This is a genomic window from Bacteroides sp. OM05-12 (assembly GCF_003438995.1).
Classification (GTDB): domain Bacteria; phylum Bacteroidota; class Bacteroidia; order Bacteroidales; family Bacteroidaceae; genus Bacteroides.
In genome coordinates this window covers 1-24,554 of record NZ_QSUN01000001.1, presented here as the reverse complement: position 1 = coordinate 24,554, position 24,554 = coordinate 1, and the positions used below count along the sequence as shown (strand labels likewise).

Here is a 24,554-nt window from a genome sequence, read left to right as displayed (position 1 = left end):
ATGAAAAAGTTAGTATTCTTATCTTTATGCGCAGCAATGACAATATTTGCTTCGTGTAATTTCGGTGGCGCTGAAAAGGATAAACTGAAAGCGGAAAACGATTCTCTTACTGTCGCTCTTGATCAGCGTAATGCTGAACTGGACGAAATCATGGGGACATTTAATGATATTCAGGAAGGATTTCGTCAGATTAATGCTGCGGAAAACCGTGTAGACCTGCAACGTAATACAGATGAAAACTCAACATCTGTAAAGGAAAAGATTACAGCAGATATTCAATTCATCACAAAAACGATGGAAGAGAATAGAGCTCAACTTGCTAAACTTCAAAAGCAATTGAAGAATAGCAATACTAATTCTGCTCAATTAAAGAAAGCTATTGAAGCTTTGAATGCGGAATTGGCAACCAAAACTCAGCAGATTGAAACCCTGCGTGCGGAATTGGAGGCAAAGAATGTTCGTATTCAGGAGTTGGATGATGCCGTTAACAGCTTGAACTCAAATGTAGAGGCTTTGACTGCCGAGAACGAAGCAAAAGCTAAGACAGTGGCAGAGCAAGATAAAGCCATCAATACAGCATGGTTTGTGTTCGGAACAAAATCCGAATTGAAAGCGCAGAAGATTCTTCAAAGCGGTGATGTGTTGAAAAACGCTGATTTCAATAAAGATTACTTTACGGAAGTAGATATCCGTAAGATGAAAGATATCAAGTTATACTCTAAGCGTGCAGACTTATTGACTACCCATCCGGCTGATTCTTATGTTTTGGAGAAAGACGATAAAGGTCAGTTGACATTGAAAATCACCAACCCGAAAGAGTTCTGGAGCGTATCCAGATATTTGGTTATCCAAGTGAAGTAAATAATGATGATATAGATTAGTGTGCCGATATACTACTATTCAAGTTAGTGTACCGGCACATTTTTTATTCTTGTATGATGATGTATAAAAACCTGTTTATAGATTTAGATGATACCCTTTGGGCTTTTTCGGAGAATGCGGAAGATACTTTTCGGGAACTCTATGAATCCTATCATTTTCAGCGTTATTTCGATTCTTTTGAACAATTCTATGGATTGTATAAAAGGAGAAATACGGAGTTATGGATAGAATACGGTAAGGGAGAGATCACCAAAGATGAATTGAATGAACAGCGTTTTTCTTATCCTTTGCTGACTGTCGGTGTTCGTGACGAGGCACTGTTCAAATGTTATTCGGATGATTTTTTTTCGATTATACCTACCAAAAGTAAGCTGATGCCTCATGCCCGTGAAGCATTAGACTATCTTTCATCCCGTTATCGCCTCTTTATTCTTTCCAACGGTTTTCGTGAACTGCAATCCCGTAAGATGCGTTCCGCAGGTATTTATGAGTACTTTGACAAAATAATTCTTTCGGAAGACATCCACGTTCACAAGCCCTATCCGGAAATCTTCCATTTTGCACTCTCGGCCACACAATCGGAGTTACGAGATTCTTTGATGATAGGAGATAGCTGGGAGGCGGATATTGAAGGAGCAGCAGGAGTAGGGATGCATCAGATGTTTTATAATCCTTCGCAACGAAAAGATTTACCCTTCCGGCCTACTTTTATGATTGGTGATTGGGAAGAGGCGGTGAGGCTGATTAGTCAGATATAATTTTATTGTTGTTAATATATCCTATTTAAGCTTGTAATTTAAGCATTTTCGTTCGATACACTTATTCGAGACTTCTTGCACTATTTGTATTGCGTTTTGTCTTTGTATGCCGACTTCCGAAGCCACAGTTATGATATCAGAAAGTTCTGGTTCACCTTTACCATTTATAGTAGTGGTATGATAACCATTAAAGCCGCTGCTTGGCAGAAGGTCATAAGCAGGAGACAGTTTCCATGTTCCATTTATCCATTGGAAAGAGAAGTTTTTTGCATGATCATCCCGGTTTGAAATAAGAATGTTAAATATCATAAGGCGAAACATACTTATGACCTGTTCCATATCTTTGGTAAGATTCAGCGTCAATTTCAGTAGAATAGAGTAATCGAGACTAGGAATTCGATAATTTGCATGTAGTAACCCTGCAGCACTTATGGTATGAATTTTACCATGTGGAGTTCTGTCGAACCGTTCTACTCCAAAATAACGGTCATTGAACAGACGGGTTTCTGCCATTCGTATTCCGCACTCCTTGGCAAGTAGTGAATAGTTGTATTCAATCTCACCCACATTGACCGGATCGTTCGTCGCCTTAAATTTTACCAGCCATTCTCTCCCATCTATTCTGGCAAATACCTTAGGTCGGGCTCCACCCGATGAACCTCCGTATTTGTACAGCAAATCTACCGAACCTTCGCTTTCTTTGCTTTCCAGTATCTTTTCCGCCTCTTTTGCCAAACGGTCAAACTCTATAAATTCATCATTGGTAATAATACTTTTGTCCGGACGATATTCCAAAGCACCTCGTCCTGTAGAACCGATAAGCGATAGCCGTTCTAAGATAGATAGTTTATAGGGGTCTATTCCTTTCTCTTGCAAATATCGATCCAGCAAAAGATTCCCCCAGCCATCGGGCAGGCTGTCGTCAAATACTCCGAAGTTTCCCCAAAACGGATCTCGTTTAGCCATTATTAATCCCGATTTTAACGGCATATAGAACGGAGAGATTGAAAATCCGGTTTTTATCCAATCTGAATCGTATTCGAATCCGCACACTTCGTCAGGGGTAATAGCCATTCGTCCGATGCGCTTATCCGACATGAAAATCTCTATCGTTGAAATATTATTCATTTTTATTGCCTCGTTTTTTCCGTTTCAGTTGGTTTGCTTTAATTATATCATCAATGCTTTGGTATGTCTTTCTGTTGAAAAGGGTCTCGAATTCATCGGTCATATCCAATGCAAAGGCGAGCATTACCAATGAACGCAGAGATATCTCTCCCGAAGACTCGAAACGCCTGTAAGAAGCCAAAGAGATTCCGGCTTTTGTGGCAAGCATTTTTTGCGTCCAGTCTTTTTCTAATCGTCTCTGCTTGACACGTTCGGCAACCCCTGTCATCAATGAATCAGGAGTTTTGTTTATAAGTGATAATATATTATCATTTATTTCATTTTCCATATAATTATTGTTATTATACGAGTACTTGCAAAGTTAATCAAAGTTTCTCAATTATCAAATCAGGAAAAGGATAATAATAGTTTTATAGGATTTCTTCGCACCGAGAATACTTACCCTTCCCGCCTACTTTTATGATTGGTGATTGGGAAGAGGCGGTGAAGCTGATTAGTCGGATGTAATTGTTTAAATACTAAAGAGAATGTTTGCTATATACGGGGAAACATTCTCTTTAATATTTAATTTGTTATTGCAAACAAAAAACTGATCATTTTCTCAATGAATCGATAAGAGCTTTAAGTCATTTCCTACTCTTTTTGAGGATTTTCGGATTCTTCCTTTTATTCATTTTTGAATTCCATATAGCTATCCTGCAATAATTTGTCATACTTATTTTTTGCATATCCGGGGCCATTATAGAGTCTTGCGAAATCTGCCCATTCTTGGTTTTGTAAAGCCGTATGCATTTTATTGTTGTTTTTAATGAATGAGACGAAAGCTTTAAGCTGTGTTCCTTCATTTTGCTTCATCGTTTCTACGAAAGAAAATACATCCTTGAAGCCACATGCAGAATAATTGAATCCCATTATTTGAAACATACCATACGAAGCTGACATCAAAGCAGCCTTCTCGTCTATTCGGCATGCTCTTTCCAATCGTTCATATTCTGCTAAACCACCTTTATAATATTCTTTAGTCCATTTTTTGTATAAGATGTCTTCGTTACCCGCACAATATTTTTCCGGATTTTTAAGGTGTTGCCAGAATATATGCCCTTCGAATAGAATTGCAGGCTTGCCGGGTAGTATAAAGCCCCCTCGACCTCCTGTCTCTACTTTCTGGATGGCTTTTATTGCAGCTACTTCTATATTTAAAATATTTGCAGTTTCCTGAAAGTCATTTTCTGTAATACACGAGTCTACAGTTGCTTTTTTGCGCAATGCCTCCAATGTCTTATTACCAACTAAACCATCTACTGCCAAGTGTTCTACTGCTTGAAAAGCTCGTACTGCTTTTTCCGTATTGATATCAAAAACATCAGATTGTGACACGCTGTATCCGCAAGTTGTTAGGAGTAGATGTAACTCTTTTATCCGGATTCCGGAATCTTTTAATTTAATTATCGACATATTTTATTCTTTAATGATTATAAGTGTAGAAATGAATCATGATTCGTTTCATTTCTTGAAGTTGATTTGTTTTGGTATCGATATTAGATATGTTGATCGTAATTTTTGCGACTATACCGTCTTCGTCACAATAGGAAAACTCAACGGTTGATATACCGTCGGCAAGTGCATATACAGTTGTTCCTTTTTCTTTTATAGGACCATCATATCCCATTTCCTCTAATAAGCATATTGCATCACTTTCATCTCCTTTTAATGATACAATACTGTCGTTTTGGTCGATATTATGATTTTCAAGAAAAGTATTTAGTGCAATTCTTACTTTATCGGTAGAAGTTACCTTTTCTGAGTTTTGCCCATTCATTCCTACCGGAAGCATAAGCAATGATAAGAATATTACTGTTTGGATTACTAATGATCTCATATTAATTTTTTATTGGTTAATAATTAAATTTGCTGCTCTTTTGAACTATATCTTGTGCCTTTCTTACTTTTGTTAAAGCGTCTATTGCCTTGCGTGAAGCCTCTCTGTCAATATCTAATCTAAGTCCGCAGTGAGAACATGAAAGGCTGCTTACTGTTATAAGTTGAGTGATGGTAGCCGGAATAAAAGCTCCGCACACCGGACAGTTTAATCCTGTTTTTTGCTGTAATTCTGTATTCATAACGATCAATCTTTTGGAAGTTCTTTTTTATCATTTTCCTCATCGTCCATAATAACATTATTAGCCGTGAGATGAAGTAAGTTGGATAGTCCGCCTGGCATATCCGCCTGTTGCATTTTGATTTTAATCTTCATGTTGGCGCTTAATCCTTGCTGGGCGCTGCTGCTGTCTTGTTTTGGAGCAAGGGAAGCACGCATTGTCAGTCCGGCTTCTTCCTGTGCGGGAATTAGTTTTCCCTCTTTTAATGAAAACGCCTCCTCTGTTGATTGTTGCTGTGCATCCAAAATCTTAATATCAAAATCAAAGTCGGCTTCTTTCACCTGTAATAATGGTAGTGGAACAAGTGTCAATATAGGAATGGTAACCTTTTGTTTTTTCTTATTTCCATTGCTGCCGGCTACAAAAGTAAAGCTCAATGTGCGCAATGATCCTGTTTTTCCTGTACTTTTGTCATAGTGCTCAAAAGCAATTTCGAACAGGCAATCCAAATAACGTCGTGTAGACAAACTGTCAGCATCGATTGTTGCTATTAGTGGCCCTGCAATCAACTGTTTCAGATCCATCACTTGTGAGTTGGTTGTCCGGATGTTTCTATTTGTTTTCATAATTTATTTGTAATTTATTCCGGCACTTCGTCGGCAACCGGTATGTCCATACTGTTGTTCCCTATTTTGAAATGTAAGTTTTGAATCATTTCAGATGGGTATTCTTTCATTTCATCGGCAATCAAAGTGATATCTACCGTTGTTTGTAGTTCTTTACGTAAGGCAGAGAACTTATTTGTTAATCTTGCTATCAATCCTGAAAGACTGTTCTGCAATTTTATTCGTATTTTCTCTTTTAGTATTTCACCGGCATCACCATTCATCGCCCCTCCTAAGTCCGGATGTTGAAGGAATTCTTTGAACACTGTTTTTATTGTTGCATCCATTATTTTATCCGTAATAATTTTGCCGGTTTCCGTCGTCAGACTGTCGGCTTTTGCCTTTAACTCTTCATTAATCTTACGGCCCAAAAAAGCTCCGAATTCAGTTCTTGATTTTTCTCCTTTATTCAGGATGTTTTGAAACTCATTCCCGGTGACCTCATCGGCATTATTCATGGCAAGCACTACAGTCGTTATTGCCACTTTGGCAATTTGTGGTGTTAATATCTCCTCAAGGAAGCGATAAAGTTCCTTGTAGTCGATTAACAGATTTTCTTTTATTACTCCTGTATTTTGTACCACATATTTTAAATCCAGTTCCAGTCCGTCTATCATAGCTTGGGGTAGCCGGAAATTCTTCAGTTTTCCATCTTTGGCATAATCGTGAGCTAAGGCTTGTACATAACAATTTGCCTCATGTTGTGCCGTGATATAATCTCGTAGAATTGAACTGATTACAGAACTTAATTGAGCCATAATTTATTAATTAATTGATTTTGGGTTTAACCTGCTGTGGTGCAGTTACTTCTTTTGGTGCTGTTTCACTGGCCATAACCGTTACTATCGTCTGTAGCTTGTCGTTGTCTTTCACCTTTACCGTATAGTTGTCGGCTTTTTCCAATGTATAAAATACTTTGTTACCTTCCACGGTTCTTGTTTTATCGATAGCTTCATTGATTGTCACTTTGTCGGAGTCAAATAAGCCTTCCTGATTTTTGTATGTCACGGTCAAAATAGCTTTGCCATTATCCAATAACAGCCGGTGAGCATTTACTTCGATTTCTCCTGTTGGTTTTGTTACTTGCAGGCTGTTGCCTAGAATTTCCAGAATTTTCGACATACCTGCAGGCATACTGTCTTGTCCGGCCTTGACATTGACATCCATCGTATATTCTACGCTATACTTGGAGTCTTGTGTCGATTTGGAGTCTTTTTTGCTGGACACACTTGCATTCATGTTTGAATTAACATGCGCTCCCCACCCTTTATATCCGGCAGAGAAAGAGGCTTTTTTATCCGAAGAAGAGTGTTCTTCGCTCTCATCTTTCGAGGATGCCGAGGCCGTAATATTAGCTTTAAAACTGATATCTACCGTGTTAATGGCAATGTAGGGAATCGGTACGATGGTCAGTAACGGAACGTTTAATTGAACCATTTCACCATTCTGAATAAATTGAAAAGTAACGTTTACGGCTTTCTTCTCTTTTGTTTCCGGGTCAATGTTTAAACCCACATTCTGAATAAACTCCCAAGTCGTTTGAGCCGCCAAAGCCTGCGCTTCGATACAGGCTTTCAAAGGACCGCCGATAATCGTACCAAACGGAATTGCTTGTAATGCGTTGGTTGCAGTCTGTGATGCACTTGAATCTAATGCCATAATCTGATTTTTTAAATGAATATTACTGTTTAAACTTTCTGTAAGCTTACATCACAAATGTATATCTTACATGACAATAGAAGCAAATAATATTTTCAATATTGCTCATATTCATTTTCGTTCTCTTGAGTTTGTTTCTGATTTAAGATCAGTACGTTCAGTATATTTAAAAATACATCGTGATATTGGCTGCTGATAGGTATGGCAGAATCCTTGTTGATATTTTTAATGTAACATAAATTACCGCAGAATCGGGTTATATAATTCGTGTTGATGGCATAAGAACGGTGTATCCGTAAAAATACATTTTGATTAAGTTGCTCGTATACATGAGACAAAGAACATGCCAATACCTTTATTCCATAATTTGTATGCAGTTCACAATAACTTCCTGCCGCCTTTAAATAGAAAATATCTCTATTATCCATTCTCTTAAACATACCTTTCTCCTTAATAAAAAAGGAGAACGAGGTAATGGCATAAAGAGACCTCTTAGGTGTCATAGTAAAATCAACTTGTTTATTTTGTGATTTTTTATTGTATTCGTCTTCCGAGATAAGGTTGATTACTAATGATGGAACAGGGCTGGTAGATAAATCAATCACTAACGATTTATCTGCAATCTCAATACTTAGGTATTTGTTCATGGCTCTTTGATTTGTGTTTAAAATTTGATTACAATTCTGAAAGAAAACACCTTATATTGAAATAATGAAATTATATTTGTGAATGATTGCTTTTTGTTCGTCAAATTGCTAAAAAAGGTTGTAGCCAATTTTAGCTACAACCTTTTATAAATCGCAATATTTATTTTTTATTGCACTTTAAATTGAAATTTACCTCCGACATTTCCTAGATACCCAATAACTTCCCAATCCACATCGTCAATTTTGATATTTGTTATCATATCTAAATCTTCCGGTGAATTAAAAATATCGATGTCTATTATAACATTGTTATTAGCCCATGTTCCTATTCCGGAACAACGGTCACGTCCTTCTGAATCATATAAAACACATTTCATAATTTAATGTTTTTAGTACAGTATCGTTACATTGTGCCCTTCACCCGCCAATTGAGAATTGTATGCATTGTTTGCATCGTTTTGCAAAATAAAATACCCTACTAAGAAGTTTTGCAAATTATCGTTATTCCAAGTATTATGACGTGCATCAATCACAGCACATTCTTCTGTAGTCATAGCGTTAGGGAGATTGTTGATATTCTGGGCAGTCAACTGATTGCGGTTTGGAATGTTATTTTCATCTACCATGACAACTCTATTCCCTGTCAATTCTTTAATTACATAATAACCCATATTCGTTTGATTTTTCTTTCCTACTCTTTCTAAGGCTTTTCGGAACTCGCCTAAAATTTATATCTCTGTAAGCTTACAGTTACAAATATATGAAATGAGGTAGTGGAAAGTAAAATAAGATTTCTGAGTGTGGGGAAGTTCCTTGTGGGTGATTAAATTATACGGGTAATTATAAAGTTGGTCATAGTTTTTCACTTATCAAATCGCTTTTAATAATTACCGCTATTTTTGGTTTATAGTAAAATAATGAATAATTCCTTTGATAATATTCATATTATTACTACAATTACAGCATTTTGAGGCAAGCAGGACTGAAATAGTCCCTCTTGTTCTCATTTTTTTAATAGGAGGAATATGAAAGTAGTAGAAGTGATTGTAGAACATGCAGGAAAGAATTTGAGTGCTTATGTAGAAGGCGCTCTGGTCATCACTGTGGGCAATGACATGAAAGAGATTGAGGATAATATGAAAGAAGCCATTGAATTGTACTTGGAAGATAATTCCAATCCTTGTGAAGTATTGTCCGGAGACTTTGAATTGAAATTTAAGATTGATGCTGCTACTTTTATAAATTATTATAGTAGTATCTTTACTAAAGTTAGCGTCCAAAAATGACATATCCGATAATGAAAGCCCTCAAAAGAGGGTTCCACTATAAAAGATGTCAAAATCAGGATTAATTTTAAATTTTATTAGGTTTAATACCTATCGTCATTGGCAATAAGTTCATAATCTCTGCGGCCAAGCATGATTTCGTGAAAGAAGCTTTTGAAAAATTCCAATGCCGAGATGCCATGTATCTTGCAGGTTGATATGATGGTAAGCTGCCGATACATTCGCCATCCTGTTGCTACCGAAGAACAATGATTACGCCTCTTTGGGTAATTTACCCATATCCGAGCGGTGTGAAACAGACTTCCCGGCTTTCATGGTGCGATATTCAACACCTTGGCGATACATACGGATCTCCTTTGCAGGGGATGACGGGGATTGTGCTTGCGGACAGTTTTCCCCGGATTGTTCATCATCCTGTGAGATAGATTCCGGGCTGCCGTCAAAATGATCCTTGTCTTCCTCCTTGGATCGTTTATTATCCTTTTTCTTGGATATACCCTTTTGACTTTTTGAACCGTACAGCGTCTTTCGGTTGACTTTCAATTGCTCGGCCAAAGCCTCTTTTTCACTTTGCAGGAGGCGATAAGCATCTTCCTTGTCTTTCAAAAGATGCATCAATTCCGATAACTGCCCGTGCAGAAGCGTGGACGCTTCATTGGCGGCAAGTTGGCTCTCTGTCATCCTGTCCAATTTATCCATTAAAGAATCAATGCGTTCCCGATCGGATTTTTGGGAACTCATCAGCTCTATTATCAGTTTGGACTTTTCTTCTGTTGTCATATCCGAATAGGGATCAAATCAAGGCTCCAGAGAAGGACGACCGTCCACTTGGACAGGAACTAACCTGTGACGAGTATCCTTGTACCATTTTTCAAACAGGTTATACGGAACTTTATTTCTATTACAGAAAGATAATTTTTGGATGCTAACCCTTTGTGTCAAGAGCAAAAAAAATATCAATCAAAATAAGAATACAATATCTTAAATTTTGTATCTAGTTCTGTTAATAGTTCAGGATATATTTCTAATTCACTTTTGCGAATAAGTAAATAAGTACTTTTATGAATATTAAAATAGTGTCCGAAAATCTGTTCTGTGAAATAAGTTGCCATGAAACGTCGATATACTCTGAATCTTTTAGTATTGATATCCGACTCATCCTGCATATTTGCTCCAATAAATCCGAAAGACGAATGTGGATTAATATAACTAATTTCTTGCATAATGGCGATACAAGTATTGATTACAGGTCTTGCTTCATTCAATCCGGTCATTAAGTTATATTTGTCAGGACTATGGCGATGCGCTTTCAAATGAAATTTTATTGCATAGAAGTCATGCTCATACACCTCTACCCAAACCCAATACCATTGATGAGATTTTGTGGATTTGAAAGTATAAAGTAACTTATATTTAAGGAAACAGTTTTTTAGAGAGTCTTCGTCAAATCGTTGTATAAATCTATATGGATAATGGAATACTTCCACGTTTACATTAAAGACGGGTAAATATCTACACGAAGCCGCTTTAACTCTTCTGATGGTACTTTTACGAAGCCTGAACCGGACAAAAGCTTTTCTTCTTCCTCTTTGGAAAAAGAACCTGCTATCTTACTTATATCAACGGTTGCATTGATCAAAGTCTTGCCTTTTTTCATATTTTTCTTCAAATTTCCCATTCTATATTACTCTAATTTTCATGCAAAGATAATGAATCTTTTAGAAGTATCTTCTATTTTGCTGTGTTTTAAAATTTATTAGCCTTTGTTCCTATTGTCATCGGAAATAATAAAGTGCTCCCATTATTGTAAATGTCTGGAAATATTACCTATACGCTTGGTCGCATTCCATTTTGTTTTCACTTTGGCGAGTAACGAAGAGACAGTCTCTTTACCATAAAATTGAAGAATTGTTTCTATCTCCTTTTCATTTCCATATTCAAACACCCTCTGAATAATCCACTCTTTATTTTCTATCCAGTCCAGTTGTTCCAAATCGATATCCCAAAAGATAGCCCTTCTAAAGAAAGACAAATCCGGTTTATGTTTCAACTGTTCTTTACGCTGAATCAGATAAATAGTATGATTGGCCTGTATTTTGTAAAAGAAGCCCGGTATCTCAATACCTAAAGCCTTTTCTATCTTAATCAATTGTTCAGGAGTGAATTTCCTTCTTCCGGCAATAAGATCATTAATTTGTTGGGGCAACTCGTTTGCCTTCATGGCAAGTTGCCTTTGCGAAATATTTTCTTTAGATAAAATTCTTTTTAAAATATCTCCGGTAGGGATTGTAACAATCGAAAAATACTGTTCGTACATATTGGTTTCTTTTGCTAAGTACAAATATGGGGAATACTTAGGATATAACCCAATTTAGTTATCGGTTTAATAATTGTAAGCACTCTGCTAATCTGTTATTATAATAGAATTTTCACCCCTTGGTAATAAATACTACTCCTGATATAATCAAAATAATACCTGCAATCTTATATACATTTAGAGATTCGTCCAACAGGAAATATCCCAGCAGCATAGCGAAGACATACCCTAAACTTACCATCGGATAAGCCTTGCTTAATTCCATTTGAGAAAGTACATAGAGCCAAAATATCATGCTCAAACCGTAACAGGTCAGTCCGCCAAGCAATGGGATATTTGTGACGGCTTCCTTTAGTATGAATGCAATTCCCTTTCCGCTGTCCAATGGTATTGCGTTCATCCCCACTTTTAAGAGGTATTGGGCAATGGCTCCCAGTATTATACTGATTAAGGCTAATACATATATCATTCTATTCGGCATTTTTATTACACCATATTCCTTTATCGGCAAATGCCAATAATTCCCTGTCTCCCCGACTGTCACCATAAGCATATAATATATATGAATCCCTGTCCGGTTCTTTCTCCAATAAACGGTTTACCTTTTCCTGTCCGTAACAATTGGGTGATAAGAAACGCCCTGTTAGAATGCCGTTTCCGTCCACCTCTATTTTAGTTCCCAATACATGGTCGATTCCCGCCTCTTTACACCATGGAGCCACCCATTCATCGATACTGGCACTGATAACATAGACCGTATTTCCATCTTCCTGATGTCTCCGTATATCATTTAATCTCGACGGATGAATCATTTTTTCTATTATCCCGGCAAATTCCTCCCCTTTCTTACAGAACTCCGTATACCTCATTCCCTTGAAGAAATAACTGAAAATCCTTTGTTTGGCTTTCCAATTGGGATATAGTTTTAATTTGAAAGCGATTAATACAGGGGCATGCAAAAGAAAACCCGAATAGAAAGAAACCGTACCTTTGGCAAACTTTATAAATTCCAATAAGGTATCCTTGGTGGTTATCGTTCCGTCAAAATCAAACGCGGCAATGGTTCGTTTTTCCATGATATGCTATACATAGATTATGATAAAGAAAAATAAGATCCATCCCAGAATGCAAGCCTGTACAAACCTGTCTTTCATCAGCACTTTAGTCGGACTTCCGCTTTTCACATCTACAATGGTCAATTGCAAATACCGTATAATGCCTGCCAATACCCAAATGGACGTTGCATAAAGATAAGGGGTTTTCATCCGGGTTATAACATCATCGGAAACCGTGTACATAATATAGCATACCATGGTAATGGATGCCACAATAGCGATCGCCTGATTCATGAATTCCAGATTATAGCGGTTGATGTTTTTACGGGCCTTCACTCCTGTTTCGGAGTAAATCACCACATCATCCCTCCGCTTGGCAAAGGCAAGGAAAAGTGCGAGCAGGAAGGTCATAAGAACAATCCAGTGTGAAATCCATATTCCCGTGGCAAAACCTCCTACTAAGATTCGTAAGACAAAACCTATCGCAATGACGAATACGTCTACCAATGCTATTTGCTTTAGTTTGATGCAGTAAGCAATATTCATTAGATAATAAAAGGCTATGATCCCAATCACCTGCCATTTTGTTTCATGTAAAAAGATAAATGCGGTAGCCAAAGAAAACAATAACATGACGACCATGATTACGTATCCCATACCTTTGGAGATCGCTCCCGAAGCAATCGGCCGTTTACATTTCTTGGGGTGGAGCCTATCCGCTTCCGCGTCATATATATCGTTGAAACAATAAATGGAACTTGCTGCAAAGCTGTAGGCGAAGAAAGCCACTATCGCAGGGAGTATATAGCTTATCTCTCCCAAATGCCTGTCGAAAAACAAGGGCAGGAAGATGAAGAGGTTCTTCAGCCATTGATGTGGACGAAGAAGGAGGATTATATTTTTCATCTGTTATTATATTTAATTTCAACCGAATTTCCCGATACGATCCATATATTATCATACTTTTTCGTCAGGTTATCGTTATTCAAACTTTTATTGATATTTTCTTTATTTATTATAATAGTAATCAACAAAATGCTTTGAATAGTGTAGCATTTATTTATTAGAATTTTCGAAAACTTAATCTGGCGTACCCTGAATTCAATATCATTTTTTTCTTTGTCAATGTTTCCACTGCAAAATGTTGAATGGTATCATTCATACCGAAAGGAATTACGCTTTTCTTAGTACATCTGATCATTTGGATATGAAGTGAGTCATCAATATGTTGGAAACGGGCCTTTAATCCGAAAAATAATGATGTTTCATTATTTGCCGTTTTCCGTTTAAGTTCCATCAGGTGAAGGGATACATCATAATAAGTGTATTCAGGATAAGTTTGTTCTCCGTTTTCATGGCAATCTATCGTCATAAGTTGCCATCGGCCGTCCAAATTTCCGTTTATCGGCATTTTACCACAGGAAATAAGAGCCGTAATAAATAGGATGAAGAATATCTTTTTCATATGTTGATTGTTTCTTTATACAGTTCTATCTTAATTGAACTTTTGCATTTTTTTGCCAAATATAAAGAAGTCCAGCACAGGGACTGTTGCTATTAATTTTGCAAACCAAATACAAAGAAAACTTATTAATAAAGAAATTGGAATTGCAATAAGAAGTAACCACCATTCTGTGAACATATTGCCTAAGAACCCTTTATGAACAAACATTCTTAAAAAAGCCCAGTGAACACAATAAATAGCTAAAGAATAAGTACCTAGCTTTAACAAGAGTTTTCGAACGATATTATATAAGATACATTTTTTCGCTAAATATGTAAATACAAAAATAGAAAACAGTCCTCCTAATAATCGATACAGATTATTTCTTATATCGGCTATCCCTTCTATGAACATGGACGAGAAGAAGAAAAAGAGGAAAAAGGAAATCCAATAAAACCAATCTGATTCAGCCAAAGTTTCCAAGAATTGATATCGTTTCAGCCAGACTCCTATAAAGAAAAATGGGAAATAAGCAATAGACTGTCTCCACAGTTCATAATGAAAACTTTTATTTAAAAATAAAAAGACGGCCAATAAAATAATAGTTATTAAAGAATCTATCAATAATTTCTTTTTAGCATTTATAGTATTCAAAAGTACGGCACCTATACTACCTGCAACAGAAAGAGCAAAAAAAGTGATTAAAAACCACAATCCTCTATATTCTGTAAAGGTAGTTAACATTCGATGTGGAATCGTACTCCAATCTAATGTACCTGCGAAATATGCAGAAAATACAGATGCCCACATTATATAAGGTATCAATAGTCCCCGCGTCTTATTCAAGATATATTTCCCAATATTACTTATTGATATATTTTTATATTGTAATTGAGCTATATATCCACCTGCAAACATAAATAACGGCATGTGAAATGTATATATAAAATTAAAAGAACGCAATGTATTCCCATCTCCTTCAATACTATCTCCTATAAAATGTCCTATTACTACTAATAAAATAGCAAGCCCCTTTATTATATCTATAAATTCTATTCTGTTCATTTTATTATTTCATGTTTTTTCGTTTCGTAATTTTGAGATAATTCTTTTATTGTTTTTCTATTATAGCATGAGGTAATAAAAGTTTATGATACGTTTTTAGTTTTTTCTACGACAGAGATTTATTCTCATATTCTTATTGTCAGTTGTATATACAATGTTGTAATCAACTAAAACTTGGTTTAGTACGGACTCTTTGGAATAGTAATCGTAGATAATCCATAAAGGTTTGTTTTTAATTAAATAATCATGAATTTCCTGCTTGACTTTAATATCAACTTTCGATATATTATCTTGAAGCCAAAAATATTTTCCAATGGGAGTAATGTTAGCTATTGACAAGATACCGTTATAAGGGAATAAGTTGTAACAATATATACTGTCTCTCTCGTTTACCGGAATATAATCCATTATTTTATTAACTTCATCATTCAGATTTCGGACTGGTAGCCCGTTTATATAACCAACCTTTTTATATAAATAATCATTTCGGTACACTATGTTTAAATTTATATTTTTCCCAAGACATCTAATGCTATTTACGCTATATGGAAGAAATAGTAATAATAGAATGATATAAGTCCATTTCTTTTGTTGTAAAGAACAACTCATTACGGTTGTAATGTAAATGAAAGGCAATACAATTGTAAAATAATGATTATATCCCCAGCAATTATAAAATGTTAGAAGCGTAATAAATGAGGAGGGAAGTATTATATATGAAAACTTTGTTTTGTATTTTTTATCATACCGATAACTGAAAAATATACAAATAAGACAAGGAAATAATTTTAAACAATTGGAAACAATTAGAGATAAATTGACTTCTCCCCATACTTCTTTGTATTTTAGGTTATACAAGAAAGTAGAATAAATCATATCATCCAAAGCATTATTATAATAAAAGTATAAAATCATGGGAGTAATGGAAATCAGCATCCCTAAGATGAAAATTAATATATTGGGAATTAATCTTTTTATTTCATTGTTTTTGATATAGAGGAAAGATAGCCCCAATAATATTCCTATATTTATACATGCATTGTTTATTCTTAGAAGAGATAATACCCCAAAACAACATCCATATATCAGGGTATAGAGCAAAGGGTGATATAAGTTACTCCCTTTTAAATATTTGATACATAAATATAAAGGTAGAAGTGTAAATATCAAACTCCACTCTTCACACATATTGCCTTCTCCTATTGTTGCTGTATAAAAGATAAGAAAAATCAAGATAGATATGAATATCTTTTTTGATGATGGTATTATATATCTTCCTATTCTGTATAGAAGCTCCAATGAAATGGATAGATTAAGGATTTCTAATAAGAAAATTCCAATTTTGCCTTTAGATATTGCTAATCCTATCATCTGAAAAAGATATAGATAGGGACCCTTTTGGTCAAATAAATCTTTGAAGATAACCTTTCCATTAAGCCAACCCAATCCTAATGTTCGAAATATTGCCGCATCCCCCCAATAATAATTGTTTAGAGGTGAAGCATAACTGGAAAATAGTAATAGAAAGATGGAGGAGATAAGTAACCAACAGATTGTTCGTTTTGTCAGGTTCGTAGACATGTCTTTTGTTTTATCCATGATAATTGGTTTTAGTATATTAAATTCATTCAATTTTATTCTGTTCATTTTATTTTCGTATAGAGTTCTATCATTTGTTTTATTTTATTGTCCCATGATAATTCCATTTGACGTTCTTTGCAATTTGCCGACATTCGTTTCAACTCTTTTCGATTGTTATATAGAAATTCTATTTTTTCTGTAAAATCCTTTATTGATTGTTGAGGATTAGATAATTCAATTTTCAAACCGACTTTGTCATTTACGCAATCACCCTGACCACACGTATTGAAACATAACACAGGCAGAGAGTTGTTAAATGCCTCAAGTATAACGTGCGGTGTTCCTTCAGCGATACTTGTAAAAAAGAAAAGATCACATTGTTGCATGAGTGCCTGTACTTTATCATGAGATATTTTTTCATGCCAAATACATTGCTCTTTGATCATTAATTTTTCAGATAGTTTTTTGAATGGAGCTTCTTCTTCTATGGATCCTCCAACAATATGCAACTTAATATTTTTATTCTCACAGGCTGCTAATGACTTCAATGCTAATTTTAGTTGCTTTGTGAATATGAACCTGCCTACCCAAAGTAACTCAAGAGTTTGTTTTCCTTCAAAATTATGAACAGGATTATTGTTTGTAACATTACATCCCGATTCATTAATTAAAATTGGATTACATTGGAAGTATTTCTTAAGAGCATTAGCGGAATCTGTGGATGCAGCTATAACGAAAGATGCCTTCTGTACTGCTTTATGTACCCTGGTTGCGAATTGTAACTGAGTTTTATTGATAAAATTCTTAGTCTTTATAAAAAGAGATTTTCTCCAGTTCGCATCATCCAAATATGCTGTGGGAAATGCTTCTTTAGCATTGGTCGGTCCCCAAATAAAAGGTTTGTCTAATTTCCATAAATAGCCCGGTTCCCTAAAACCAATCATATTGAGTTGATGTACAATATCAATATTTTGTTCTTTTATTATTTGTTTGGCTATAGCCAGTGTCTTTTGCTGCCATTTATTATAATGGAAATAGAATCGCCAGTCTCCCTGATTCCAACACATTCGTCTAATCTCTTCCGAAACGGGATTATAGTAGAAGTGCATGTTTTTTCCTTGTGGAAGCGTAGGCAGTTCCGCTTCTATTTTTTTACGGAACTCTCCTTCCGTTATGATATGAAGTTCACAATATTTGGCGAGGTTTACACACCAATTCCAGGCCATACCTGGTTCGCTACCCATTCCGGGGGAACAGGCATAGGCATTGATTAAGATAGAATGCATTTAAGTTGATTAAAAATGTGTAGTTCTGAGGTGAAAAATATATTATGATGTTTTTTATAGAAATTAGTGTCTTTAGAGTTTTAAAAGGGTTCCTCCCCAGGAATATCCTACGCCAAATCCGGCTATTAAAATGTTCATTTTTTCTTTAAACATTTTGGTGTCTATTAAATCTTTTAGAGCAATGGGTAAGGTTGATGAAACCGTATTACCTGTATGTTCTAAATTGATATAAAATTTATCTTTGGGGATTGTGCAAACTTTCCGGATTGTATTAAGCATAAATTTATTAGCTTGATGAAATACAAATAAGTCAATAGAATTTTTATCTATCTGATTGTTCTTCAAAACTTCTTCTATTAGGGGAGGAACTGCTTCCAAAGTAAAATTGAAGATTTCTGAACCATTCATATATAGATAGTCTGATGATTGGAAGTTTCCTCCCTCATCTTTCTTTAAGTCATTCTGTAAAAATCTATGTTTGGATGCTCCAGTCTTTACTATTAGATTGTTTGCACCGCTACCATCTGTTCCTAATGTAAAACAACCAATATTGGCGAAACCGACTGTAGAGATTAAGGTTGCTGCAGCTCCATCACCAAATAAAGAACGGTTTCCTTTATCTAATGTGTGGATATATTTACTATATGTTTCGGAGGTAATTAATAGAATATTTTTTGCAATACCCCCAGCTATTAATCCTTTCGCCAAACCCAATCCGTAAATATAGCCTGAACAACCCAAATTATAATCTAAAGCACCTGCTGATGTTGGTATTCCTAATTTATGTTGTAAAATACATGCGGTAGTTGGTAAAAAGTAATCTGGACTTTGTGTACATAATAAAATGAAATCGATTTCAGATGGAGATATTTGATATTCATCAATTAATTTCTGTGCAGCTTTTAAAGCCATATCTCCGGCTGTTTCATCGATTGCGGAGATATGCCGTTCATTAATTCCTACTTTGTCAGTTACCTTTTCGGTGTTCCATTCCGGAAATGTTTTTACCAATTCGTCATTGGTAACTATTTTTTTGGGTAGATAGTAAGATATATGTTTTATATAAGCTTCCATTGTTTCTATTTTAAAGTTCAATTGCCCCTCCTGTTAAGTCGATACAACTTCCCGTCATCCATGTTGAAGTATCGGATAATAGATAAATAGTTAAATAAGCAACGTCTTCGGGTTTCCCGTATCGCTTTAACGGGTATTTTAATTGTGCTTCTTCCATTTCTTCTTTCGTAACTCCATCTTGTAATATCAGATTTGTCCATACCATGGATGGGCATATGCAGTTAACTCGGATTTTTCTAGTGGCAAGTTCTAGTGCTAAAACTCTTGAATAGGAAATTATAGCACCTTTAGATGCACTGTAAATCGCATTTCCTATAGATGGAGTATTAGCTGCCCGGGAGGCTATAAATACGATTGAAGCAGACTTATTTAATTTCTTTTGGGCAAGTAATGATGTCTGCAATAATATTGGACCTTCCAGATTAGGGCGTAATACATTGTCTAAGTCTTTTTGGGTAATTGACTTACATAAAATGCGACTGCCAACTCCCGCATTTTGTACAACTCCATCTAATTTGGGAAGTTTGGATATTAAGTGATTTATATCTTCCTCTTTGGTTAAATCTGCCGTAATAACGGAATGTCCTTTTCCATTCAGCATGGAAAAGGTTTCATTTAACCGTGACTTATCCCTTCCTGTCAAGTAAAGGATAGCTCCCATTTTTGAACAAGCTACGGCAATAGCACGTCCTATCCCTGATGAAGCACCTGTTATTAGGATTTGCTTTCCCAATAAGTTGAACGGGTTTTCCATTACTTTGATGTGACTAAATTAAATAAATCTTTAATTGTTTCGCATGAACGAATTTCTTTCCCTGTAATTGTTTTATTGTAGGTTGTCTTAATCAATGCTATGATAGCAAGGACTGTCATAGAACTCCATTCTTCTAAATCTTGAAATACTGTATCTGATTGAAATTCAGATATGTCGGTGTCGTCAAACTGATTTGCAAAATTGTTAATGAATTCTTGTAATTCCATAAATTTATTGTTTTAAATATTCTTTTATTTCTTGAATACGACTAATAAAATGTTTGTTATAATTATTTTCTAATACATTAATTGTTAATCGTTTATCTAAAGGATATAGTCTTTCTTCATGTTCTATAATTTCTGTGGGAGTAAATTTGAAACCAACTATTTTAGCTGGATTCCCTACAACTATAGCGTATGGAGGGATTTTTTTTCTTATAACTGCTCCTGCCCCAATAATGGCACCTCGTCCTATATGTGCTCCCATTAATAGGGTTACATTAGTTGCTATCCAAACATCTTCTTCAACAATGATATCTTTGGCTTCTGCATATTCATTGTTATTTCCTTTTTCCATAAACCATTCTCCGATAAAAGCAGGATGCGTAGTTGTAATTACGGTCAGTCCTTCTGCAGCGCCGGAATTCTTTTTCATAATAAATTTTGCTTTAGCTGCAGAGATAAGAGCTCCTCCCATAATGTGACAATTTTCATATAAATATATGTTTTCAGGCTCTTTAGTTCTGATGGGAAATCTTACATAGGCTGTTTTATCTATGTAACCGAATTTTCTTCTTCTTGTCTCAAAATAGTATCTATAGAATCCGTTGAGGGAAGAAAAAAACAAGTTTAGTGATATTCTCGTTTTTAGTTTTGTAAAATTCATAATTTTAAATTGAATAGAAACTTTTTACATATTTATCAAAAGAGCAAGGCATCAGATTTGTCCTTTTTTCAATTGCTCCGGCATATTTGTTCATTGCATCATGTAATGTCTCGATAAATTCTTTTTCATTAAGCGGATCGAAGATCTTACCGTTGGAGTTATTTATAAAGTCTAATGCTCCTATGTATTTGCTGGCAATAACCGGACATCCGTATACCAATGCTTCGTTGACTACGGCTCCGAATGGTTCATATCGGCTGGGAAGAATAAAGAAATTGGCTAAGTCGTACCAAGCGTATAATTCAACACCGGAATAATATCCGGCGAAAATAACTTTTTGTTCGATCTTCAATTTTCTTGTCAGCTCTTTTAATATATTTTTCTCATAGCCATCTCCTACTATTACCAATTTATAATCTTCTCTGTCTATTTTTGAAAATGCGGTTAGCAATAAGTCCAAGCCTTTTACTGTGACTAATCTGCCGGTATATAGTATAATATTCCCGGAATAAAGACCGAATTGCTGCTTATATTTTGTAATAATATCCCCGAATTTTTCTCTATATGATAATAAGGTGGATGGATTCTGTATGTTCGGGCAAATATCGATTTTCAATTTAGGGAAATGATCGGTATACCATTTCTTTACAGCCTCACTGTATACGATAATTCCGTCGGCGTGGTTCAGAACATAGTTTCTGGCTTTAGCTTTGAAACCTGATGAATCTTCTGCCATCTTTAAATTATCGGATGTTGTCAGATAGTATCTGTATTTACAAAGTTTTAATTGTCTGTACAAGGCAATCTGTATACTGGTCGGAGAGTATTCGTGGGAGAAAACGACATCCGGCTTATGTAGCTTTAAGAGTTTTAATATACCTGATCTTACAGGTCTGTTGCCTATCTTAAAACCATTGTTTAGAAAAATGGTATTAATGTTTTGCAGTTTATCCAGTAATTCCTGTCGGTTATAGATAAACCCTTCACAATCAGCATTTGTAAAAACAATTATCATATCGTAGTATTTACCCATTTCGTTGAAAATATCTATTCTCCAAGGAGGTAAATACTGATAGAAAACAACAGCTTTAGGCTTTTTCATGTCTTGATACTGTTTTTCAAGTATACGCATATCTGTTTATTTGATTACCTTACAATTCTTCCCTCATCCACCACTCCATCTCCGTTTTCAGTATGCCGCAGATCTCCTGTATCGCAATTCTCATTAATCGTTTCAGGAAAGCGAGGAAGTGTTCTTTCTCACTGTTGACGGAAAATGCATAGACCAGCCTCAGGTAGTAATTCAGCTTAAAGTCCGTGCCTGTGCGCAAACCGTTGTAGGTGTGGTGATTCATTCGTGCGTCGTATGCCAGAGTCCGGATACTGATATGTTCCGACCTTCGGTACGATTCTATTTCTTCTCCCAGCTTGTCGTATATTAAATGGTAAGGGTTAAACCTCCCTTGTTGTTGCATGTCGCTTAGTTGTTAATGTATTATAATTATGCTGTGCTTGTGGCTTCTATGAAAGCCGTTTCTATCTTTCCCGATTCCCCTACTTTTGCCCCCGTTCTGAAAAATTCAGAGTGCTGACGGAATTACCTCCGTCTTCTAAAAATTATCTTAAAACACAATTCCAACGAATGGAACAAGAAGAACCAAGTTCGTTACAGGCGAGCTTTCATCGTGGTCGGCAGGAAACCGATCCGGTCATTATGACGTTTGCCGAAATCTTTCAACTGATCACCTCCGACCGTTATCGTGAGTCTACCGAGAAATTCCGTTATTACGACGGCAACGGTCAAAAACGGCAGGCAAAGGTCTATAAAGACCATGCCGAATTTATCACCCCTTCCGTCATCTGCCAAGGCGGTCGGAGCCTTCAGCATGTCCGTAGCTATACAGGTATCGGCATGGGCGATATCGACGGGCTCGAAGCCGGTGTGCCCGAACAGCTGATGACGCTTTTGTGTCGTGACCCGCATGTGTTGTTGGCGCATATCACGTACTCCGGACACGGTGTGCGGATTTTCTACCTGACCGACATTACGGACATGAAATTTCATCCTTATGTTTATCGCCAAGGCAAGGCGTATTACGAACAACTGCTGCATCATCCTTTTGACGAGCATTGCAAGAATGTAACCCGTACGAGCAATCTTTGTCATGATCCCAATGCGTATTATAATCCGTCTGCCGTGCCGATGCATATCGAGGTCTCCCAAACCGATTCCGGAAAGGCCGGTAAGAAACCGGAGAATACCTACCATACCACGGCGGAAAAAGCATCGGACACTGTGCGTAATCTTCTCCAAATGGCGGGAAAGAGCTACACCGAAGGCAATTACAATGATTATGCTTCCTCCGCACTTTATCTGATGAACAATTATGGCGTTCCGCAAGAAGACGCACTTTCATGGGCCTTACGGGAATTTCCCGATTATGAGCGTCCTGCCCTCGAGAGCATTGTCCGTTCCGTGTACCTGCGTACCGGGGAACATGGTGTGAAACAGCTTCCCAAAGTTAAAGCCGGACGTTTCGACTATGCCTCCATCGACGATTTGGAAGCGTATATCCCGACTCAGGCTTCCATCCGTAACAATACCATTCTCGGACGCAGGGAAATATGCTGGGCCGACCGTAAGGGGCATTTCAGGGATATGACCGACAATGACGAGAACACCCTTTGGCTCCGTGCCCGTAAATCCGGTTTAAACAGTAGCCAGAATACTTTTCTGAGCATCCTGAGGTCGGAATTTATCACCGATTATAATCCCCTGACGTCTTACCTTGAATCCTGTCCCCCGTGGGACGGCACGACGGATTATATCGGCCTTGTGGCGTCTACGGTGCACACCACGAACGACACCGAATTCCGCATCGCTTTCCGTAAATGGATTGTCGGTATAATCGCCTCCGTCTATGAAGAGGATGCGGTGAACCAGACTATCCTTACCTTTGTGGGCGAACAGGGCATCTATAAGACCACTTTCTTTAAGAAACTGCTTCCTCCCGTGTTGAAACGTTATTTTTATACCAAAATCAACGGCGGCACACTTACCAAGGATGACAGGCTGACCCTTGCCGAGATGCTGGTCATCTGTTTTGAGGAAATCGATAATATGCGCCTTCCCGAGGTGAACCAACTTAAAGCGATTATAACCATGGAGAACACCAACGAGCGTGCCCCTTATATGCGCAACAAGGATTTCCGTCCCCATATCGCCTCTTTCTGCGCCACGGGCAACAACTACCATTTCCTTTCCGATGATACCGGCAGCCGTCGCTGGAGGGTCTTCCGGGTGACGGGCATCGACAATCCGTATAAGAATCCTATTTTCCATGAGGGACTTTACTCCCAAGCCCTTTCCCTCTACCGTGAAGGCTTCTGCTACTGGTACACCAATGAGGAGAACCTCCGGATAAACCTTCAGAACCGGGAGTTTGAGGAACCCAATATCGAAGAGGAACTGATTTGTTCCCGTTTCCGTCCGCCGGTTCTTGGTGAAGCGGGCAAATATATCTCTACCGCCGAAATTATGGAGTGTATTGGCTCCATGATTAAGTATCCCCTCTCGAAAAACCGTGTGCTCCGTGCGATGGAGACGCTTGAATTTCCGCGTATGCGTGTTCATAACGGGCGCGGTTTTCGGGTCGTTCAGCTGACACCGGAAGAAATAGCCGGTCGGAGAGATGTAACCTGTATTTCCCAAACGCCTGAAAATAAGCCTCTTCCATTCGGCGATTAATTTCGGTGCGGCATTTGTGACACTTGTGACACCTGTTTCTTAACTTTATATAGTATATATATAATAAGTATATGTATATATATCACTTATATTATTACTATGTATATATAATGTTTGAAAGTAGGTGTCACAAGTGTCACAAATGCCGCACCCGATGTTTTAAAAAAACACCTTGATGTTTGTTTGCAATGACCTTGATGTTTTTAAAAAACATAAGGTTG

At 36.7% G+C, this 24,554-nt stretch carries 31 protein-coding genes and 1 pseudogene; 4 read left to right on the top strand and 28 right to left on the bottom strand.

Annotated features, from left to right (window positions below):
• Both DXB63_RS00160 and DXB63_RS00155 read left to right on the top strand, forming a co-directional pair.
• Nucleotides 1-861 (top strand): hypothetical protein, encoded by an 861-nt coding sequence (locus DXB63_RS00160; RefSeq protein ID WP_122124351.1) that lies wholly within the window; start codon nt 1-3, stop codon nt 859-861.
• A 77-nt stretch (nt 862-938) separates the two neighbouring features.
• Complete coding sequence (locus DXB63_RS00155; protein ID WP_122124673.1) at nt 939-1,640, top strand: YjjG family noncanonical pyrimidine nucleotidase; 702 nt, start codon at nt 939-941, stop codon at nt 1,638-1,640.
• A gap of 21 nt (nt 1,641-1,661) precedes the next feature.
• Here the strand turns inward: DXB63_RS00155 and DXB63_RS00150 are convergent, their stop codons facing one another.
• From DXB63_RS00150 to DXB63_RS00100, 11 genes are all read right to left on the bottom strand, one after another.
• Entirely contained in the window at nt 1,662-2,768 is a 1,107-nt protein-coding gene (locus tag DXB63_RS00150; RefSeq protein WP_122124350.1) for a type II toxin-antitoxin system HipA family toxin, read from the bottom strand.
• Nucleotides 2,761-3,096, bottom strand: coding sequence for a helix-turn-helix domain-containing protein (locus DXB63_RS00145; RefSeq protein ID WP_122124349.1), 336 nt, complete (start codon nt 3,094-3,096; stop codon nt 2,761-2,763). The genes DXB63_RS00150 and DXB63_RS00145 overlap by 8 nt, the downstream gene beginning before the upstream one ends.
• A 338-nt stretch (nt 3,097-3,434) precedes the next feature.
• Entirely contained in the window at nt 3,435-4,223 is a 789-nt protein-coding gene (locus DXB63_RS00140) for an N-acetylmuramidase family protein (RefSeq protein ID WP_122124348.1), read from the bottom strand.
• Between the two features lie 10 nt (nt 4,224-4,233).
• Nucleotides 4,234-4,647, bottom strand: coding sequence for a hypothetical protein (locus DXB63_RS00135; RefSeq protein WP_122348106.1), 414 nt, complete (start codon nt 4,645-4,647; stop codon nt 4,234-4,236).
• A gap of 16 nt (nt 4,648-4,663) precedes the next feature.
• The gene (locus DXB63_RS00130) at nt 4,664-4,888 is read right to left on the bottom strand and encodes a hypothetical protein (protein WP_122124346.1); all 225 of its coding nucleotides are present in this window, start codon (nt 4,886-4,888) and stop codon (nt 4,664-4,666) included.
• A 5-nt stretch (nt 4,889-4,893) separates the two neighbouring features.
• Entirely contained in the window at nt 4,894-5,493 is a 600-nt protein-coding gene (locus DXB63_RS00125; protein ID WP_122124345.1) for a DUF2589 domain-containing protein, read from the bottom strand.
• 14 nt (nt 5,494-5,507) lie between these two features.
• Nucleotides 5,508-6,290 carry a hypothetical protein gene (locus tag DXB63_RS00120; RefSeq protein ID WP_122124344.1) on the bottom strand — a complete coding sequence of 261 codons (783 nt, stop codon included), beginning with the start codon at nt 6,288-6,290 and terminating at the stop codon, nt 5,508-5,510.
• A gap of 10 nt (nt 6,291-6,300) precedes the next feature.
• A complete protein-coding gene (locus DXB63_RS00115) occupies nt 6,301-7,191 on the bottom strand; it encodes a DUF2589 domain-containing protein (protein ID WP_122124343.1) in 891 nt (296 codons plus the stop codon).
• A gap of 95 nt (nt 7,192-7,286) precedes the next feature.
• Entirely contained in the window at nt 7,287-7,838 is a 552-nt protein-coding gene (locus DXB63_RS00110) for a LytTR family DNA-binding domain-containing protein (RefSeq protein ID WP_122124342.1), read from the bottom strand.
• Nucleotides 7,839-8,005: 167 nt separating this feature from the next.
• Complete coding sequence (locus tag DXB63_RS00105) at nt 8,006-8,215, bottom strand: hypothetical protein (RefSeq protein WP_122124341.1); 210 nt, start codon at nt 8,213-8,215, stop codon at nt 8,006-8,008.
• Nucleotides 8,216-8,227: 12 nt separating this feature from the next.
• The gene (locus tag DXB63_RS00100) at nt 8,228-8,509 is read right to left on the bottom strand and encodes a hypothetical protein (RefSeq protein WP_122124340.1); all 282 of its coding nucleotides are present in this window, start codon (nt 8,507-8,509) and stop codon (nt 8,228-8,230) included.
• Nucleotides 8,510-8,863: 354 nt separating this feature from the next.
• Between DXB63_RS00100 and DXB63_RS00095 the strand changes: the two are divergent.
• Nucleotides 8,864-9,121, top strand: a pseudogene (locus DXB63_RS00095) (type II toxin-antitoxin system HicB family antitoxin); the annotation flags it as partial.
• A gap of 255 nt (nt 9,122-9,376) precedes the next feature.
• Here DXB63_RS00095 and DXB63_RS00090 read toward each other — a convergent pair.
• The 17 genes from DXB63_RS00090 to DXB63_RS00010 form a co-directional block, all read right to left on the bottom strand.
• Complete coding sequence (locus DXB63_RS00090) at nt 9,377-9,904, bottom strand: hypothetical protein (RefSeq protein WP_122124339.1); 528 nt, start codon at nt 9,902-9,904, stop codon at nt 9,377-9,379.
• A 176-nt stretch (nt 9,905-10,080) separates the two neighbouring features.
• Nucleotides 10,081-10,611 (bottom strand): hypothetical protein, encoded by a 531-nt coding sequence (locus DXB63_RS00085; protein WP_122124338.1) that lies wholly within the window; start codon nt 10,609-10,611, stop codon nt 10,081-10,083.
• Between the two features lie 2 nt (nt 10,612-10,613).
• Nucleotides 10,614-10,781 (bottom strand): hypothetical protein, encoded by a 168-nt coding sequence (locus DXB63_RS00080; protein WP_233522706.1) that lies wholly within the window; start codon nt 10,779-10,781, stop codon nt 10,614-10,616.
• A gap of 144 nt (nt 10,782-10,925) precedes the next feature.
• Nucleotides 10,926-11,441, bottom strand: coding sequence for a helix-turn-helix transcriptional regulator (locus DXB63_RS00075; RefSeq protein WP_122124336.1), 516 nt, complete (start codon nt 11,439-11,441; stop codon nt 10,926-10,928).
• Between the two features lie 112 nt (nt 11,442-11,553).
• Nucleotides 11,554-11,910 carry an SMR family transporter gene (locus DXB63_RS00070; protein WP_122124672.1) on the bottom strand — a complete coding sequence of 119 codons (357 nt, stop codon included), beginning with the start codon at nt 11,908-11,910 and terminating at the stop codon, nt 11,554-11,556.
• Between the two features lies 1 nt (nt 11,911).
• Nucleotides 11,912-12,517, bottom strand: coding sequence for an HAD-IB family hydrolase (locus tag DXB63_RS00065; RefSeq protein WP_122124335.1), 606 nt, complete (start codon nt 12,515-12,517; stop codon nt 11,912-11,914).
• A 6-nt stretch (nt 12,518-12,523) separates the two neighbouring features.
• Nucleotides 12,524-13,402: a UbiA prenyltransferase family protein gene (locus tag DXB63_RS00060; protein ID WP_122124334.1), complete on the bottom strand. Its 879-nt coding sequence runs from the start codon at nt 13,400-13,402 to the stop codon at nt 12,524-12,526.
• A gap of 157 nt (nt 13,403-13,559) precedes the next feature.
• Nucleotides 13,560-13,961 (bottom strand): lipocalin-like domain-containing protein, encoded by a 402-nt coding sequence (locus tag DXB63_RS00055; RefSeq protein WP_122124333.1) that lies wholly within the window; start codon nt 13,959-13,961, stop codon nt 13,560-13,562.
• Between the two features lie 30 nt (nt 13,962-13,991).
• Nucleotides 13,992-15,005 (bottom strand): acyltransferase family protein, encoded by a 1,014-nt coding sequence (locus tag DXB63_RS00050; protein ID WP_122124332.1) that lies wholly within the window; start codon nt 15,003-15,005, stop codon nt 13,992-13,994.
• Between the two features lie 96 nt (nt 15,006-15,101).
• Entirely contained in the window at nt 15,102-16,604 is a 1,503-nt protein-coding gene (locus tag DXB63_RS00045) for a hypothetical protein (RefSeq protein WP_147332237.1), read from the bottom strand.
• A 44-nt stretch (nt 16,605-16,648) separates the two neighbouring features.
• Nucleotides 16,649-17,872, bottom strand: a complete 1,224-nt coding sequence (locus tag DXB63_RS00040) for a glycosyltransferase family 4 protein (protein ID WP_122124330.1) — start codon at nt 17,870-17,872, stop codon at nt 16,649-16,651.
• A gap of 72 nt (nt 17,873-17,944) precedes the next feature.
• Nucleotides 17,945-18,946: a 3-oxoacyl-ACP synthase III family protein gene (locus DXB63_RS00035; protein WP_122124329.1), complete on the bottom strand. Its 1,002-nt coding sequence runs from the start codon at nt 18,944-18,946 to the stop codon at nt 17,945-17,947.
• A gap of 10 nt (nt 18,947-18,956) precedes the next feature.
• Nucleotides 18,957-19,700, bottom strand: coding sequence for an SDR family NAD(P)-dependent oxidoreductase (locus tag DXB63_RS00030; RefSeq protein WP_122124328.1), 744 nt, complete (start codon nt 19,698-19,700; stop codon nt 18,957-18,959).
• Nucleotides 19,700-19,927 (bottom strand): acyl carrier protein, encoded by a 228-nt coding sequence (locus tag DXB63_RS00025; protein WP_122124327.1) that lies wholly within the window; start codon nt 19,925-19,927, stop codon nt 19,700-19,702. Before DXB63_RS00025 ends, DXB63_RS00030 begins: the two co-directional genes overlap by 1 nt.
• Nucleotides 19,928-19,931: 4 nt before the next feature.
• Nucleotides 19,932-20,585, bottom strand: coding sequence for a galactoside O-acetyltransferase (locus DXB63_RS00020; protein ID WP_122124326.1), 654 nt, complete (start codon nt 20,583-20,585; stop codon nt 19,932-19,934).
• Nucleotides 20,586-20,589: 4 nt separating this feature from the next.
• Entirely contained in the window at nt 20,590-21,687 is a 1,098-nt protein-coding gene (locus DXB63_RS00015; protein ID WP_122124671.1) for a glycosyltransferase, read from the bottom strand.
• A gap of 49 nt (nt 21,688-21,736) precedes the next feature.
• Nucleotides 21,737-22,060 (bottom strand): hypothetical protein, encoded by a 324-nt coding sequence (locus DXB63_RS00010; RefSeq protein WP_122124325.1) that lies wholly within the window; start codon nt 22,058-22,060, stop codon nt 21,737-21,739.
• Between the two features lie 167 nt (nt 22,061-22,227).
• Between DXB63_RS00010 and DXB63_RS00005 the strand changes: the two genes are divergently transcribed.
• A complete protein-coding gene (locus tag DXB63_RS00005; RefSeq protein ID WP_122348108.1) occupies nt 22,228-24,333 on the top strand; it encodes a VapE domain-containing protein in 2,106 nt (701 codons plus the stop codon).
• Nucleotides 24,334-24,554 lie beyond the last annotated feature (221 nt).

Coding starts and splice junctions, on each gene's coding strand:
- DXB63_RS00160 (WP_122124351.1), top strand. CDS start 1: ATGAAAAAGTTAGTATTCTTATCTTTATGCGCAGCAATGACAATATTT.
- DXB63_RS00155 (WP_122124673.1), top strand. CDS start 939: ATGATGTATAAAAACCTGTTTATAGATTTAGATGATACCCTTTGGGCT.
- DXB63_RS00150 (WP_122124350.1), bottom strand. CDS start 2,768: ATGAATAATATTTCAACGATAGAGATTTTCATGTCGGATAAGCGCATC.
- DXB63_RS00145 (WP_122124349.1), bottom strand. CDS start 3,096: ATGGAAAATGAAATAAATGATAATATATTATCACTTATAAACAAAACT.
- DXB63_RS00140 (WP_122124348.1), bottom strand. CDS start 4,223: ATGTCGATAATTAAATTAAAAGATTCCGGAATCCGGATAAAAGAGTTA.
- DXB63_RS00135 (WP_122348106.1), bottom strand. CDS start 4,647: ATGAGATCATTAGTAATCCAAACAGTAATATTCTTATCATTGCTTATG.
- DXB63_RS00130 (WP_122124346.1), bottom strand. CDS start 4,888: ATGAATACAGAATTACAGCAAAAAACAGGATTAAACTGTCCGGTGTGC.
- DXB63_RS00125 (WP_122124345.1), bottom strand. CDS start 5,493: ATGAAAACAAATAGAAACATCCGGACAACCAACTCACAAGTGATGGAT.
- DXB63_RS00120 (WP_122124344.1), bottom strand. CDS start 6,290: ATGGCTCAATTAAGTTCTGTAATCAGTTCAATTCTACGAGATTATATC.
- DXB63_RS00115 (WP_122124343.1), bottom strand. CDS start 7,191: ATGGCATTAGATTCAAGTGCATCACAGACTGCAACCAACGCATTACAA.
- DXB63_RS00110 (WP_122124342.1), bottom strand. CDS start 7,838: ATGAACAAATACCTAAGTATTGAGATTGCAGATAAATCGTTAGTGATT.
- DXB63_RS00105 (WP_122124341.1), bottom strand. CDS start 8,215: ATGAAATGTGTTTTATATGATTCAGAAGGACGTGACCGTTGTTCCGGA.
- DXB63_RS00100 (WP_122124340.1), bottom strand. CDS start 8,509: ATGGGTTATTATGTAATTAAAGAATTGACAGGGAATAGAGTTGTCATG.
- DXB63_RS00090 (WP_122124339.1), bottom strand. CDS start 9,904: ATGACAACAGAAGAAAAGTCCAAACTGATAATAGAGCTGATGAGTTCC.
- DXB63_RS00080 (WP_233522706.1), bottom strand. CDS start 10,781: ATGAAAAAAGGCAAGACTTTGATCAATGCAACCGTTGATATAAGTAAG.
- DXB63_RS00075 (WP_122124336.1), bottom strand. CDS start 11,441: ATGTACGAACAGTATTTTTCGATTGTTACAATCCCTACCGGAGATATT.
- DXB63_RS00070 (WP_122124672.1), bottom strand. CDS start 11,910: ATGATATATGTATTAGCCTTAATCAGTATAATACTGGGAGCCATTGCC.
- DXB63_RS00065 (WP_122124335.1), bottom strand. CDS start 12,517: ATGGAAAAACGAACCATTGCCGCGTTTGATTTTGACGGAACGATAACC.
- DXB63_RS00060 (WP_122124334.1), bottom strand. CDS start 13,402: ATGAAAAATATAATCCTCCTTCTTCGTCCACATCAATGGCTGAAGAAC.
- DXB63_RS00055 (WP_122124333.1), bottom strand. CDS start 13,961: ATGAAAAAGATATTCTTCATCCTATTTATTACGGCTCTTATTTCCTGT.
- DXB63_RS00050 (WP_122124332.1), bottom strand. CDS start 15,005: ATGAACAGAATAGAATTTATAGATATAATAAAGGGGCTTGCTATTTTA.
- DXB63_RS00045 (WP_147332237.1), bottom strand. CDS start 16,604: ATGGATAAAACAAAAGACATGTCTACGAACCTGACAAAACGAACAATC.
- DXB63_RS00040 (WP_122124330.1), bottom strand. CDS start 17,872: ATGCATTCTATCTTAATCAATGCCTATGCCTGTTCCCCCGGAATGGGT.
- DXB63_RS00035 (WP_122124329.1), bottom strand. CDS start 18,946: ATGGAAGCTTATATAAAACATATATCTTACTATCTACCCAAAAAAATA.
- DXB63_RS00030 (WP_122124328.1), bottom strand. CDS start 19,700: ATGGAAAACCCGTTCAACTTATTGGGAAAGCAAATCCTAATAACAGGT.
- DXB63_RS00025 (WP_122124327.1), bottom strand. CDS start 19,927: ATGGAATTACAAGAATTCATTAACAATTTTGCAAATCAGTTTGACGAC.
- DXB63_RS00020 (WP_122124326.1), bottom strand. CDS start 20,585: ATGAATTTTACAAAACTAAAAACGAGAATATCACTAAACTTGTTTTTT.
- DXB63_RS00015 (WP_122124671.1), bottom strand. CDS start 21,687: ATGAAAAAGCCTAAAGCTGTTGTTTTCTATCAGTATTTACCTCCTTGG.
- DXB63_RS00010 (WP_122124325.1), bottom strand. CDS start 22,060: ATGCAACAACAAGGGAGGTTTAACCCTTACCATTTAATATACGACAAG.
- DXB63_RS00005 (WP_122348108.1), top strand. CDS start 22,228: ATGGAACAAGAAGAACCAAGTTCGTTACAGGCGAGCTTTCATCGTGGT.